16 protein-coding genes are annotated in these 12,293 nt (G+C 66.9%); 9 read left to right on the top strand and 7 right to left on the bottom strand.

Annotated elements, in window-relative coordinates; genetic code table 11:
* A partial coding sequence (locus tag AB0J06_RS23065; RefSeq protein WP_357431189.1) for a hypothetical protein occupies positions 1-252 on the top strand: 252 nt, incomplete at its 5' end.
* 80 nt (positions 253-332) lie between these two features.
* Here AB0J06_RS23065 and AB0J06_RS23060 read toward each other — a convergent pair.
* Both AB0J06_RS23060 and AB0J06_RS23055 read right to left on the bottom strand, forming a co-directional pair.
* Entirely contained in the window at positions 333-590 is a 258-nt protein-coding gene (locus tag AB0J06_RS23060; protein ID WP_357431187.1) for a hypothetical protein, read from the bottom strand.
* Between the two features lie 295 nt (positions 591-885).
* Positions 886-1,383 carry a hypothetical protein gene (locus tag AB0J06_RS23055; protein WP_357431185.1) on the bottom strand — a complete coding sequence of 166 codons (498 nt, stop codon included), beginning with the start codon at positions 1,381-1,383 and terminating at the stop codon, positions 886-888.
* Positions 1,384-1,420: 37 nt separating this feature from the next.
* On the opposite strand from AB0J06_RS23055, the gene AB0J06_RS23050 reads away from it, so the two are divergent.
* Positions 1,421-1,825: a VOC family protein gene (locus tag AB0J06_RS23050; RefSeq protein ID WP_357431183.1), complete on the top strand. Its 405-nt coding sequence runs from the start codon at positions 1,421-1,423 to the stop codon at positions 1,823-1,825.
* Between the two features lie 41 nt (positions 1,826-1,866).
* On the opposite strand, the gene AB0J06_RS23045 is transcribed toward AB0J06_RS23050, so the two are convergent.
* The 3 genes from AB0J06_RS23045 to AB0J06_RS23035 form a co-directional block, all read right to left on the bottom strand.
* A complete protein-coding gene (locus AB0J06_RS23045; protein ID WP_357431181.1) occupies positions 1,867-2,415 on the bottom strand; it encodes a GNAT family protein in 549 nt (182 codons plus the stop codon).
* Between the two features lie 145 nt (positions 2,416-2,560).
* A complete protein-coding gene (locus AB0J06_RS23040) occupies positions 2,561-3,214 on the bottom strand; it encodes a class I SAM-dependent methyltransferase (protein ID WP_357431179.1) in 654 nt (217 codons plus the stop codon).
* Positions 3,215-3,417: 203 nt separating this feature from the next.
* The gene (locus tag AB0J06_RS23035) at positions 3,418-3,876 is read right to left on the bottom strand and encodes a DivIVA domain-containing protein (RefSeq protein ID WP_357431178.1); all 459 of its coding nucleotides are present in this window, start codon (positions 3,874-3,876) and stop codon (positions 3,418-3,420) included.
* 687 nt (positions 3,877-4,563) lie between these two features.
* Here AB0J06_RS23035 and AB0J06_RS23030 point away from each other — a divergent pair.
* The 4 genes from AB0J06_RS23030 (at position 4,564) to AB0J06_RS23015 (ending at position 7,391) form a co-directional block, all read left to right on the top strand.
* Positions 4,564-5,340 (top strand): GntR family transcriptional regulator, encoded by a 777-nt coding sequence (locus AB0J06_RS23030; RefSeq protein ID WP_357431193.1) that lies wholly within the window; start codon positions 4,564-4,566, stop codon positions 5,338-5,340.
* Positions 5,340-6,188 (top strand): protein phosphatase 2C domain-containing protein, encoded by an 849-nt coding sequence (locus AB0J06_RS23025; protein ID WP_357431176.1) that lies wholly within the window; start codon positions 5,340-5,342, stop codon positions 6,186-6,188. The genes AB0J06_RS23030 and AB0J06_RS23025 overlap by 1 nt, the downstream gene beginning before the upstream one ends.
* The gene (locus AB0J06_RS23020; RefSeq protein WP_357431175.1) at positions 6,185-6,616 is read left to right on the top strand and encodes an NUDIX domain-containing protein; all 432 of its coding nucleotides are present in this window, start codon (positions 6,185-6,187) and stop codon (positions 6,614-6,616) included. The genes AB0J06_RS23025 and AB0J06_RS23020 overlap by 4 nt, the downstream gene beginning before the upstream one ends.
* Positions 6,617-6,833: 217 nt before the next feature.
* Positions 6,834-7,391, top strand: a complete 558-nt coding sequence (locus AB0J06_RS23015; RefSeq protein WP_357431174.1) for a hypothetical protein — start codon at positions 6,834-6,836, stop codon at positions 7,389-7,391.
* Here the strand turns inward: AB0J06_RS23015 and AB0J06_RS23010 are convergent.
* A complete protein-coding gene (locus AB0J06_RS23010; protein WP_357431191.1) occupies positions 7,377-7,682 on the bottom strand; it encodes a GNAT family N-acetyltransferase in 306 nt (101 codons plus the stop codon). The genes AB0J06_RS23015 and AB0J06_RS23010 overlap by 15 nt on opposite strands.
* Here AB0J06_RS23010 and AB0J06_RS23005 point away from each other — a divergent pair.
* Both AB0J06_RS23005 and AB0J06_RS23000 read left to right on the top strand, forming a co-directional pair.
* Entirely contained in the window at positions 7,655-8,755 is a 1,101-nt protein-coding gene (locus AB0J06_RS23005) for a DMT family transporter (RefSeq protein WP_357431173.1), read from the top strand. The two genes, AB0J06_RS23010 and AB0J06_RS23005, sit on opposite strands and share 28 nt — an antisense overlap.
* A 15-nt stretch (positions 8,756-8,770) precedes the next feature.
* Positions 8,771-9,337 carry a dienelactone hydrolase family protein gene (locus AB0J06_RS23000; RefSeq protein WP_357431171.1) on the top strand — a complete coding sequence of 189 codons (567 nt, stop codon included), beginning with the start codon at positions 8,771-8,773 and terminating at the stop codon, positions 9,335-9,337.
* A gap of 107 nt (positions 9,338-9,444) precedes the next feature.
* Here AB0J06_RS23000 and AB0J06_RS22995 read toward each other — a convergent pair whose 3' ends face one another.
* Positions 9,445-10,173: a methyltransferase domain-containing protein gene (locus AB0J06_RS22995; protein WP_357431169.1), complete on the bottom strand. Its 729-nt coding sequence runs from the start codon at positions 10,171-10,173 to the stop codon at positions 9,445-9,447.
* A 308-nt stretch (positions 10,174-10,481) separates the two neighbouring features.
* On the opposite strand from AB0J06_RS22995, the gene AB0J06_RS22990 reads away from it, so the two are divergent.
* On the top strand, positions 10,482-12,131 hold the full coding sequence (locus tag AB0J06_RS22990; RefSeq protein ID WP_357431167.1) for a diguanylate cyclase: 1,650 nt from the start codon (positions 10,482-10,484) through the stop codon (positions 12,129-12,131).
* Positions 12,132-12,293: the final 162 nt, after the last annotated feature.

The following is a 12,293-nucleotide window of genomic DNA, read 5'->3' as shown; positions in this document are numbered from 1 at the left end:
TTTGCCTTTTTGTTTTTTTTTCCATCACGCGGCCCCGCCCGGGGCCCCCGCCGGCCCGGCCCCGGCCTGCTGGCGACCTCCGGCCGGCATCGGCCGGGCCGGCCGGCCACGCTGACGGAACACAAGACCCTGAAGACCCTGGGCTCCGCCCAGACCCGGCCACTCCTCGGAGATCAGGGGGCGGATCCCCTCGCCGGGCACCACAAGGGCTACCAGCCTCCCCGGACGGGGCCAAGGTCGTTCGGCTGGTGAGGCGCTCCACCTTGTCCCCGTCCGGCGAGGCTGGACGGTCTACGACTGCCCGACGAGGAAATCCGCTAGCGCCGCTTACGTCAGTGCTTTCCGCGAGTACCGAGCTTCGCCAGCAATCCAAGCAGCCCAGCGCCGACGAACAGACCGATGATGGCGAAAGCAAGGGTCTGCACCAACCAGTGAGTGCCGCTCAGGAGCGACGCGGCCAGCCAAGCGCAGAGAAGCCCGGCCAGCGGTCCTGCCACCAGCGCAACAACGATCGCCGTTAGTCGTTGACCGCTGCTGGCGTTCAAGTACGTGTTGAACCTGCTGCCCGAACGTTGATCGTGCTCCGACATGTCGCCCTAACTACCCAAGTGCCTGAGTGCCAGAAACCGGAACTCGGCCATGGCCCCGCGTGTCGTACAGCCATCCGTACAGCCCAGACCGCCAGCCAACGCCGACGCCATCCGACACTGACGGACGGGCTGAGCAGGAGAACGCCTCCCCGACCAGCCCGCTCCGATCTTCTTCTAATCCCAAGGCCGCAGGTTGGAATCCTGCCGGGCGCGCCACCCCACCGCACGTCACCGGCGCGCGGCTCGTCCGCCGGACGATCACCGCGGCCCTCGTAGAGCCATTCATTCAGCCAAGTCACCCGAACAGATGGCGCGCGGCCTCGTCCACGCCCGCCCGTTCATTCTCAGGACAGGCCGACATCCGCGCGGATCTTGTGCCAGGTCCGGTCGATATGGTCCGGGTCCATCGGCTGCCGGCCTTCGACGGGAAGACCGGGCCGTGATCCTGCCACCGCTCCCCCAGCGCCAGGCGGTCCATCGACCGCTGCCGACGGTGCGCCCGGAACAGCGCGAGCGTCTGCGCCGGAACCGGCACAGTTCGACGCGACCGGGTCGTCTTCGGCTCGGCCATTTGAAGCCGCCCATCCGCGCGCTGCACCGTTTGCCGAACAGTCAGAGTGCCAGGGTCGAAGTCGATATGTGACCGCCGAAGCCCGAGCAGCTCACCGCGGCGAAGTCCGACCGTGAGCGCGCAGACGTACAGCGCCTCGAAGCGATGACCACGCAGGACATCAAGCCGGCCCACACAGGCGAAGACCGCTACCGCCGACGTTCCGATTTTCAGCCGGAGCATTGCGGCTTACTCAGCTATGCAGCGAGGATGGTCCACCATGACTGATGATCGTTCGCAGGGGTCCGCGCTTGTCCAGTGGAGCGCCATGACGGTCGACTGTCCGGAGCCGAATGTCATGGCGGACTTCTACGCCGCTTTGCTCGGCGGAACGGTCACCCGCCGCATCGCCGGTGAAGCCAATGTGGACGCAGCGGGCAAGCTCATCATCTTCCGCGCCACGCCGGACTACCGGCCCCCGACCTGGCCCTCGCCGGAGGTGCCGATGCACGCACACTTCGAGTACGTCGTGGAGGACCCGCGTGCCGCAGCCCAGCAACTACTGCCACTTGGGGCCAGCCTGGCGGCGCACCAGGACCCGGACAATCCGAACCTGCTGGTCATGCTCGACCCGGCCGGGCACCCGTTCTGCCTGATCCGTAGCAGCGCGGCGGTGCGTCACTGACCAGGGGCTGGCGAGGCTCAGATCGACAGACAGCGCCCTAGCTAACCGTGCCACTGCTCGGCGAGCAGTCCGTAAATCACGTTGTCCGTCCACTCGCCTTTCGTCCAGTGGTCCTGGCGCAGGTGCGCTTCCTTGACCATGCCCACACGTTCGCACAGGCGCGCCGATGCCTCGTTCCGGGCATCGACGTGAGCGATTACGCGGTGCATGCCGCAATGCCCGAAGGCCACGCCGATGAGCGCGCGAACTGCCTCGGTGGCAAACCCGCGGCCCGACACCGACGGGTGGAAAGCCCAGCCCATTTCTCCGCGAGATAGCGTCTCGTCGGCTGGCCACAGAACAACATCGCCGACGACCTCGGCCTTGTGCTCCACCAGCAGTGCCAGACGGGACTCCGTCCCGGTGATGCCCGAGCTGTGGATCCGCTTGGCGACAATCTTGGCCGCGAACTCGCGCGACCACGGCTCCCAGGGGATGTAGCGAGCAACGATCGGGTCGCTGTAGTAGGCGAGCAAGGCATCCACGTCATCGACTCGGTACCCGCGTAGTAGCAGTCGCTCGGTACGGATCGGCAGTGTCAGCTGAGACATGTCGCCCAGTATCAGCTTCCCTGACTCATGGCGCGCTCGACGGTCCCCCAGACGGACTCTCTGATCGAACGCCCTCGCCGCGGCATGCCCGATACACGCCGACCGCTTAGATACGAGCGGTAACCACCGTCAACGACAACACCCGTCAAGAATTCATAGACTTACGGGCGATGAGGCAGCCCTGTGCGGTCTTGTCCGTAGCCTCAGGCTCGCGTACTGCGGTCATCCACAGCTCGAAGCCTGCCTCGCGCAGCAGATCGGCTACCTCGTCCGGTCGTTGCCGGTACCAGTCGAGGGAGACAGTCTTGCCGCAGAACTCAGCGCGATGGCCGCGCTCGTCGCCGATCTGGAAGCCCAGCATCAACAGTCCGCCCGGCGCGAGCGCCCGGTGAAACTCGGCGAAGACCTGCGGCCGCCGCTCCCACGGAATGTGGATGATCGAGTAGTAGGCGAGCAGCCCGCCAAGGGAAGCGTCCTGCAGGTCCAGCGCCAGCATCGACCCCTCCTCGAACCGCAGGTCCGGGTAGGTTCGGCGAGCCAACGCCACCATCTCGGGCGACAAGTCAATGCCGAACGCGTCCAGCCCCAGGTGGTTCAGCAGGACCGTCACGTGGCCCGGTCCACAACCGACGTCGGCGACGGGCCCGTTGCCGCCAGCTCGCACCAGCTCCGCGAAAGCGGTGAGCAGCGCGCGGTCAAGGGGCATGCGGTCCAGGTACGGGGCCACCATGTCGGCATACTCGGCAGCGATAGCGTCATACGAGTCCCGCGTGGCGGACACAAACGATGCATCCATCATGCCGTAGAGAATAGGTGGCCATCGACGGCAGGCCGTGCTGCACAGCCAAGACCACTTGTGACGCGGACGCCCTCCGACAACAGCAGACGGGCCGACCACGGAGTTGGCCACCTGGCCAGCAGTCCGAGATCTTGCAATCCCAGACCCGCAGGTTCGAATCCGGCCGGACGGCACCGCGACGCAGGTCAACTGCCGTCCTCGCATCACTTCCACGTGCGGCCGGATCCCCCGCCCATGAACCTGGTGTTCGGGTGCGGTGGCGACACTTGCTTCGCATGGCTCTGGGATGGCGGCGCGGGCGGCGGGTCGTGCTCAACGTGGCGGCTGGCGTTCTGCGTCTGCCACTCGCGAAGCGCGTTTCTGAGGCGTGCTGCGTGTTCCTGCGACGCGGAAAGGTCACGATAGAGCGCGTTCATCTCTTCCGCGACGCGGTTGAGGAAGTGGTGCACCTCCGAGGGGTCGAGCCCCCGTCGACCGAACTTGGTCGGGCTGAATCGCTTTCGCCGCACCTCGCCTGGAAGGACACGAGAGACACGTCTGGCGTGGTACACGCTGCCGGGGGTGTGTTGGGCGACAGGCGTCGAGATCGCGACGGTGTCTGCTCTGGCTGGGGTAACAGCCGTCGTAAAGATCCGAACGAGCTGCTGGACGGAGCGATACATGAACGGGACCTTTCGGGTCGCGGGCATGAGGAGCCCTTACATCCATGGGTGAAGTGAGCAGGGCGGCTAGTGAGCGCTGCAAAGCCGACACCCGGACGAGTGCCTCCACGCGCCCCTGCGGCGTGCCGTCCGGCGTGAGTCGCTGGCCCTGCACCCACACCCACTCGTTGTCGTAGTACGAAGACAGGTCGTCGCGCACGTGCTCAACCCGCAGTCGCAGCGGATAGTCGCCGTACTGCCAGTACTCGCGCGCGAGGTGAAGCACCTGGCCGACCGGCAGGGGCGGCAACGGAGGTAGCCGTGTCATGGCTGCTCGCCCTCGACCGCGCTTGGCTTCCCCGAGGCGCAAACGCTGCATGTCAACGTCCTGCCACAGAAGCCGCACCAGCGGCGCGAGGTGCGGTAGGTGCACATCCCACCGGCGAAGCCGACCAGTAAACCCAGAAGTCCAGAGACAGCGCCCCACATGATCTTCCTCTTGATCTCGCAGGCCACGGGAAGCCCGAAGTCGTACGAACTCTCGCGACTTCCGGAGGAGACGTAGTACGTCTCACCGGCGACGATAGGCCGTTGTCAATGGAGACGCAAGACGTCCTACGTCGTGGGTACAGCTGCTTGTGGCGGCGCTGGAACAAGGAGCGGCGTACGCTGCGCAAGACCTCCTACGACCAGGGATGAATCGTGGCCATGATCGAGACGCCGAGGTCTCAGTACATACAGATCTGCGAGCTTCTGCGGGGCCGAATCCAGGACGGCACGTACCCGCGGGGGTCGCTGCTGCCGAGCGAAGATCGCCTCGCGCAGGAACTCGGCGTTTCCCGGGTGACGATCAACCGCGCGATCGGGTTGCTCCGCCTCGCGGGAGACGTCAAGGTTCGTCGGGGCACCGGAACGTCAGTACGTTCACTTCCCCGCATCCTGCGCGATGCCCAGGTGCGTTACGCAGCAAGGCAGGAGGGCTCCGGAGCGGGCGAAGTCGAGGCCAGCAAGCTGAACCTCAAGTCACTCACGGAGTACCGGCGGATCGCGCGCACCACCCCTCCGCAGGCGGTCGGCAAGACACTCGGGCTGCGCAAGAGCGAGGCGGCGTTGCTGCGCAGCCGAGTGCTGTACGCCAACGACGAACCAACGCAGATCGCCGATTCCTACCTGCCCTGGTCGATCGTCAAAGACTGCGAACCTCTGATGCAGCCCGACGCGGGCACCGGTGGCTCGTACGGTCGACTCGCCGAGCTGGGTCATGGGCCGGTCCGGTTCACCGAGGACGTCACAATCCGGATGCCCAACGAGAGCGAGCAGCGCACGCTTGAACTTGAGGCGACGCAGCCGGTGTTCGAGATTTGGCACGTGGCGTACACGGTCGAAAACCGACCAATCGAGGTTTGCATTCACGTGATGCCCGGCCACCTGTGGACCCTCCGCTATGGATGGACCGACCAGCCGCCATCCGAACGGGCGTCCTGATGCAGGTCCGGCTGGCCTCTGAGGCCGCCCCGGGGCGGACTGAGAACGAAGATCACGCTTTCCAGACCGGGCCGCTCGTTGCCGTCCTGGACGGGGTGACCGCACCCCCCGGAATCGATACGGGCTGCATCCACGGGCCCGCCTGGTACGTAAGCCGACTGACCGCCCGGCTCACGGAGGTCGCCTCGGCTTGCTCGGACGACCCCTTGGCCGACAACCTGGCCGAGGCCATACGCCGAGTACGCGGCGATCACGGCAACCGATGCGACCTCAACAATCCCGCCACCCCGGCAGCGACCGTCTGCCTCGTCCGCGATAGCGGTCAAACGCTCGACTACCTGATCTTGTCCGACACCACCCTCGTGACCGAACGCGCGGGACAGGTGCAGATCTTTACCGACCCCCGGTTCCGCGAGGCGGTCGCCCAGCTACGCCGCGTCCCGGTGATGAGCGACTACGCGATCGGCGACAGCGACCAGGCAGCTCCAGTGCCCCAGACCATCAACCGCAAGTACCAGTTGACCAACCAGCCGGGCGGCTACTGGATCTCCGCTGCAAACCCGGACGCCGCTCACCAGGCCATGATCGGAAGCCTCCCGCTAACGGGAAAAGACCGCGTACGCCGCGCGGCCCTGCTCACCGACGGCACCTCATGCGCCGTCGATGAGTACGCCTTCCTGGACTGGGCCGAGTTACTCGACCTGCTCACCGAGCAAGGACCCAAAGAACTGATCCGCCGCGTACGCCTCGCAGAAAACGCCGACCCGGAAGGGCACGCCCACCCGCGTTACAAGCGCCACGACGACGCCACCGCCGCGCTGTGCATCTTCGACAAGGAGTCACGATGAGTCAGCCCCGACACTCTGTCAGCGTCGCCGCCGTCATCACCGACGACCACGACCGGATCCTCGTCATCCAGCGCCGCGACAACGGCGCATGGCAACTCCCCGGCGGCATCCTCGAACTCGACGAGACAGTCGAAGCCGGCATGTGCCGCGAAGTCGAAGAAGAAACCGGCGTCACCGTCGAACCCGTCCGACTCACCGGCGTCTACAAGAACATGAAACTCGGCGTCGTCGCCCTGGTCTTCAACGCCAAGCTCACAGGCGGCACGCCCGGCCCCACCGACGAATCCGCAGCCGTCGACTGGTGGACCGCCGACCGCGTCGCCGCCGAGATGAACGAGACTTTTGCCGCCCGCATCCTCGATGCACTCAATGAGCAGCCCGGGCCGGCTATCCGCAGCCACGACGGAGTACGCCTGCTGGACCTGTAGAGCGGCCTGGTTTGGGACAAGCTGCCACCGCGTGCGTCGCCATCGGGGCGTCGATCACCGATGCCGAAGGTCGACGACCTGCCGCGCGATACTCTTGGTGATCGCCGTCCCCCGGTGGCTGCCGGTGCCGCTCCCCTGCCGGCCGGCACCGAGTCGGCCGATGTGTCGTCGCGCGCAGGCGAACGACCTTGAGGTGCGCTGCGGAGGTTGGTCTGCAATGGTTCGGCTGCGCTGGGTGTTCGGGGTTGCGGCAGTGGCAGTGCTAGCTGCTTGCAGCTCCGATGGGAGCATCGCGGATCAGGGTGCACTACCCAAAGGGGAAAGCCTGGGTGAGCTGCGGCAGCAAGCGCGCGAGGCCCTGCGCCGTTATGACCAGGCGGTCATCAACGCTCGTGGTTCAGCCAGCGTCATCGCGACACCGCCGCCATGGAATTCCCCGCCGGGCATCTCCATCGAATCAGCGACCGGGACCAGCGCCGGCACACAGTTGACTGTCACGTTCACCGGCGCTCGGGGACCGGCAACCGATTCTTGCGGTGCCGACTATCACGCCGAACCGGTCGAGTCGGCGAACGCCGTCGTGATCATCGTCATCGCGCAGCCCCACGCCGCCAACCAGGTATGCCCCCTTATCGGCTACACACGGACCGCCACCCTGAATTTGGCTCAACCTCTGGGCCAGCGGGTAGTCCTCGAAGTGCGGCAAGGGCAACCGGTCCCCAGAGATCCGTCATCGCCGCCTCAGTCACCCTGGCAGGGGCTATCCAGCGACTGATGGGGAGAGCTTTTTCGACATCACGAGCTCTCTGCGCACGCCATCAGGCATCAGGTTGCCTAACTCCCCGGTGTAGACGAAGCCCTGCCGCTGGTAGAGCGCGGAGGCACCCTCGTTGCCCTCCGCTACGGAGAGCCGCAAAACCCCGGCACGCGTCCGTCGGGCCCATCGCTCCACCGCCAGCACAAGTTCGTCGTCTACGCCTCGTCCCCGCGCCACCGGCGCGACCCACATCGAGATCAGCTCCACCACATTCCCGTCAGATGCATGCGCGCATCTATCGCGTCCCACCTGATGCTGCACGGTTCCGTCCCAGGCTCATGCTTGACAGTCGATCTAGTGTGGCTACGTCGAATGTCCGTAGTGGACGGCGGGTCGGGGGGCACGGGGTGAGTGGACAAGCTGATCAACAGGCTTTCAGCTGGGCCAGCCTCCTGCGGATCGCTGCTCTTGCCCTGCTGTGGGGCTCCGGCTTCCTCTTGATCAAGCTCAGTCTCCGGGGGTTCAATCCCGTGCAGATCGTCTTCGTGCGGCTGCTGCTCGGCGTTCTGACGTTGGCACCCGTCGCAGCGTCCAGAGGTTTACGGGTGCCGCGCGGATGGCACGTGTGGGGCCATCTGTTTGTCGCGGCGCTGATGGCGAACGCACTCCCCTACGTACTCGTGGGAATTGCCGAGCAGATCGTGGGATCGAACATCGCGGGAGTCATCAACGCCACGACGCCGCTCTGGTCACTCCTCCTCGGAATCCTGGTCGGCGTAGACAGGAGGGTGACCGCGACGAAGGCCGCCGGCTTCGGACTGGGATTCCTCGGGGTGGTGGTGATCTTCAGTCCGTGGCGCTCGGCCCACGAGATCGCCAGCTGGGGTGCCCTGGCGTGCCTTGCGGCAGCCGCCAGTTACGCCATCAGCTACCTGTACATGGGCAGGTACCTCACCAACCGGGGGATCCCGCCGCTGATGCTTTCCATCGGTCAGCTCGCCGCCGGAACGGTCCTCCTGGGCGCGGCCATGCCACTGTTCGGGCTTGTGCCGGTGTCATGGCGGTGGGACGCGACGCTGAGCCTGGTCGTCCTCGGCATACTCGGGACCGGCCTGGCGTACGTCCTCAACTACCGCATCATCCAGGACGAAGGGCCAACGGCCGCATCCACAGTGATGTACCTACTGCCCCTCATCGCCGTCCTGCTCGGCTGGCTCATCCTCGACGAACCAGTCACTCCAACGGTTCTTGCCGGTGTCGCCCTGGTCCTCTCCGGCGTCGCACTGACGCGGAAGACGCCCGGTTCCACGACCGTGTCCTCGGCAAAACCGTCAACACGGCCTGATACCGAAAGCGCAGGGACAGCCCCGGGTGCAGTGTGACCGTATCGTGGCCCGATGACGGAGATACTGCTGTTTCACCACGCGCTGGGACAGACGCAGGGCTTCCTGGAGTTCGCCGATCAGTGGCGGGCCGCGGGGCATACCGTTCACGCCCCTGACCTGTACGACGGTGCCACCTTCGGAACCGTCGACGAAGGGGTCGCCCACGCCGAGTCGATCGGCTTCGACGAGATCGTTCGTCGCGGCGCCGCCGTCGCCGCGACGCTGCCGAGCCGCATCGTATACGCGGGCTTTTCCCTGGGCGCGATGCCCGCTCAGTCGCTCACGCAGACCCGCCCCGGCGCCCTGGGTGCACTTCTGCTGTATGGCGCCGTGCCGACGGCGAGCTTCCCGAGCCCGTGGCCGCCCGCAACGCCGATGCAGATGCACGCGATGGCTTCCGATGAATGGGCGGAGGTCCCCGTCCTGGAAGAGTTGGCGCGGGAAATCAGCGGCGCGGAGCTCTTCCTCTACCCCGGCAGCGGTCACCTCTTCGCCGATGCCAGTAGCGATGACTATGACGAGCAGGCCACGGCGCTGCTCATGAAGCGCACACTGGAGTTCCTCGAGCGCGTGAGCTGACGTAACCACGGCACCAGTTGTCCCCCGCCGAACGTAATCCTGGACGCAGTGGCCGCGCCCCGGAACCGAAACGCGCTGCGTCAACCGGCCCGCCAGGCAGGGAATTGCTACGCAAGGACGAGGAGGTCCAGGGCGTCGACGACCGGACCGGTTTCGGTTTCGGCGGCCGCGCGTAGCCGGGCCAGGCCGGCGGCGTACTCGGCGTCCGTGATCAGCTGTAGCGGCGTGTGCGCCTCCCGGCGGAGGGCCGCGGCCGCCGCTCTCACTGACGGGAAGGTCACCTGCGGGACCGGCTCGAACGCGACGGTGGTGAATCCGTACCTCGCGAACGCGGCTTCGACGTCTGCGACGCTGGGAAAGCTGTCCAGCACCCGGATCGCCTCGGGGAAGAACCGGAACAGTGTGATCGCGTCGTGCCGGCCGGCGAACGCCGACCGGATCAACACGGGGCCGCCCGGCCGTACGACGCGGCGCAGCTCCCGACCAGCCTCGGCCAGGTCGGGCACATGGTGGATCACGGTGGAGAGCCACGCGGCGTCCACGCTGGTGTCGCCGAGGGGAATGGCGGCGGCGTCGCCGGGCAGCACCTGCGGGTACGACGAGCGGGCTCGCATCGCCTCGGACGGCTCGACCGCGACGACCTCGATGTCGTACCAGTCGGTGAACGCACGCGCCCACATCCCCGTGCCGGATCCGACGTCGAGCAGCCGCATCCCGGAGCGGGGGTTCAGCTGCCGCGCGACCGCGGCCTTCCACGCGGTAAGCCCGTGGTACGGGATGTGGCGGTTGACCTCGAACGCCGCCGCGTCGTCGGCGTTGTACGCGATGCGTGCCATGACATCACTAGAGCCCGACCCGACCGGGATCCGCAACTCCTACCCGTCGATGAGGTTGTCGCCCCTCAGGTCGAGCCGATGCGGTTCTGCCGCCGGTCCGTCATCGACACGTGTGCACAACCGGTTTCAACTGCCGATGCATCCGACCGCGTCAATGGAACGGCCGATCGGGTCACGTCTCCCATCTTCGCCGATCCCTCTGACAACAACGGCGGTAACCGCCGCACGCCGGTTTCCGACCGATAGCCGTGCCGCTGACGCGGACCGGATCCACTCAGTTACCCGCACCCAGCGCCGATAACGGGAACATGTCAGAAACACCCGTGACGCCCGAGTTGCGCGACAAGGCGTTGGACTCGTTGTTGGCCAGCCGGCCACAGGCGATCGTCGCCGCCGTGGGATCCGACGGGTTCCGGGTGCCGGTGCCGCCGTCGGTCGGCCTGACCGATCGGCAGATCATCCCGGTCCCCGCCGACCGCGCCACGATGCTGGACCTCGTCGTCCCGCAGGACGGGTTGACCGTCGTCACCACCTGGGAGCGGGCGAGCCGCACAGGGATGGCCATGGGCACCGTCCGCGTCCGCAACGACCCGTCCCGCTCGTACAACCTGCTCTTCGTCGACATGCGGCACCGGTACGGCGTATGGCTCGGCGTGATCACGGATCCGGGCGCGGAGAACGCCGAGTTCGGCGGCGGAGGCCTGGCCGACTCGCTGCTCGTACCGATACGGCCGCGTACCGCCACCGTGCACAAGAACTGGCGCGCGGTGATCGCGGGCATCGACGACCGGATGACGAGGATGCTGGGCTGGACCGCCGAGCAGATGGTCGGAATGCGGTCGACGGAGTTCATCCACCCGGACGACATGGAGCGCGCGCTGGCCAACTGGATGGAGATGCTCTCCAAGAAGGAAGGCCAACGGGTACGCGTGCGACACCAGTGCGCGGACGGCAGCTGGCTCTGGGTGGAGATGGAGAACACGTTCCACGAGGCGGACGACCCGGAGGAGGTCGTCGTCGTCACGCAGCTGAGCGACATCTCCGACGAGATGGCGGCCCATGAGGCGCTGGACCGGCGGGAGCGGCTCTTCCGGCGGCTCGCCGAGTCCCTACCGATCGGGCTGCTTCAGCTGGAGTCCGACGGGTCGGTCGTCTACGCGAATGAACGGCTGGGCGCGATTCTCGGCGTCCCCACCGCGACAACCCTTGATGAACAACTGGCGTCCGTCGTGGAGCAGGACCGTCCGGCCCTGGACGCCGCCTTCGCCGCGACGTTGGAGCAGCGTACGGACCAGGAGCTCGAAGTCGAGGTACGGCTGCCGCAGTCCCAGCGGCTGCGCCGGTGTGCGGTGAGTTTGATCGCGTTGACCGACCGCGAGGGCGCGCCGGGTGCGCTGGCCTGCGTCAGCGACATCACGGAGAGCGCGCGGCTGCGCGAGGAGCTGAAGGTCAGGGCGACGTTCGACGCGCTGACCGGCTGCTACAACCGGGCGTCGATCATGGCGCTGCTCGACCAGGTCCTGGCCTCCGACGACGACCGCCTCACCGCGGTGATCTTCGTCGACCTCGACAAGTTCAAGCCCGTCAACGACGCGTTCGGCCACGCCGCCGGCGACGAACTGCTGGTCTCCGCGGCCGACCGCCTGACCAAGCTGCTGCGCAGCGACGACACGGTCGGACGTATCGGCGGGGACGAGTTCCTGCTCGTCTGTCAGGGACTGACGTCGCAGGCGGAGGCGCTCGCCATCGCCGAGCGGGTCGGTGCCGTGCTGCACGAGGACGTTCCGCTGTCGGCCGGCACCATCGAACTCGCCGCCAGCATCGGCGTCGCCTGCGCCGAACACGGGATCACCAGCGATGAGCTGATCGCCCGCGCCGACGCGGCCATGTACGAATCCAAACGACACGGGCTCGGCGCCCCCGTGCTCTACACCGACGCCCTACGCCAGCCCGCCTGACCGTGCGCCGGAGATCTCGATCCGGCGCCGGTCGGCCGGGTCGAAATGCACACCGCACCGCCGCGCCGGGCACGACCCGAGGCAGATGGGCGACCGGTACGAACCGGGCGCACCGGAGGGCATATGGCGCGGCGGCTCCGGTCGGCAGCGCCCGGTCAGGCT

The organism is Micromonospora sp. NPDC049679 (assembly GCF_040659735.1).
Lineage (GTDB): Bacteria > Actinomycetota > Actinomycetes > Mycobacteriales > Micromonosporaceae > Micromonospora_I.
The sequence above is the reverse complement of the archived record's forward strand: the minus strand, read 5'-3'. Positions and strand labels throughout refer to the sequence as shown.

What these genes read in the sequence shown, in the direction of transcription:
- AB0J06_RS23040 (WP_357431179.1), bottom strand. Translation starts at nt 3,214, where the DNA reads ATGATGGATGCATCGTTTGTGTCCGCCACGCGGGACTCGTATGACGCT.
- AB0J06_RS23055 (WP_357431185.1), bottom strand. Translation starts at nt 1,383, where the DNA reads ATGCTCCGGCTGAAAATCGGAACGTCGGCGGTAGCGGTCTTCGCCTGT.
- AB0J06_RS22990 (WP_357431167.1), top strand. Translation starts at nt 10,482, where the DNA reads ATGTCAGAAACACCCGTGACGCCCGAGTTGCGCGACAAGGCGTTGGAC.
- AB0J06_RS23050 (WP_357431183.1), top strand. Translation starts at nt 1,421, where the DNA reads ATGACTGATGATCGTTCGCAGGGGTCCGCGCTTGTCCAGTGGAGCGCC.
- AB0J06_RS23060 (WP_357431187.1), bottom strand. Translation starts at nt 590, where the DNA reads ATGTCGGAGCACGATCAACGTTCGGGCAGCAGGTTCAACACGTACTTG.
- AB0J06_RS23015 (WP_357431174.1), top strand. Translation starts at nt 6,834, where the DNA reads ATGGTTCGGCTGCGCTGGGTGTTCGGGGTTGCGGCAGTGGCAGTGCTA.
- AB0J06_RS23025 (WP_357431176.1), top strand. Translation starts at nt 5,340, where the DNA reads ATGCAGGTCCGGCTGGCCTCTGAGGCCGCCCCGGGGCGGACTGAGAAC.
- AB0J06_RS23005 (WP_357431173.1), top strand. Translation starts at nt 7,655, where the DNA reads ATGCATGCGCGCATCTATCGCGTCCCACCTGATGCTGCACGGTTCCGT.
- AB0J06_RS22995 (WP_357431169.1), bottom strand. Translation starts at nt 10,173, where the DNA reads ATGGCACGCATCGCGTACAACGCCGACGACGCGGCGGCGTTCGAGGTC.
- AB0J06_RS23000 (WP_357431171.1), top strand. Translation starts at nt 8,771, where the DNA reads ATGACGGAGATACTGCTGTTTCACCACGCGCTGGGACAGACGCAGGGC.
- AB0J06_RS23030 (WP_357431193.1), top strand. Translation starts at nt 4,564, where the DNA reads ATGATCGAGACGCCGAGGTCTCAGTACATACAGATCTGCGAGCTTCTG.
- AB0J06_RS23045 (WP_357431181.1), bottom strand. Translation starts at nt 2,415, where the DNA reads ATGTCTCAGCTGACACTGCCGATCCGTACCGAGCGACTGCTACTACGC.
- AB0J06_RS23035 (WP_357431178.1), bottom strand. Translation starts at nt 3,876, where the DNA reads ATGTATCGCTCCGTCCAGCAGCTCGTTCGGATCTTTACGACGGCTGTT.
- AB0J06_RS23020 (WP_357431175.1), top strand. Translation starts at nt 6,185, where the DNA reads ATGAGTCAGCCCCGACACTCTGTCAGCGTCGCCGCCGTCATCACCGAC.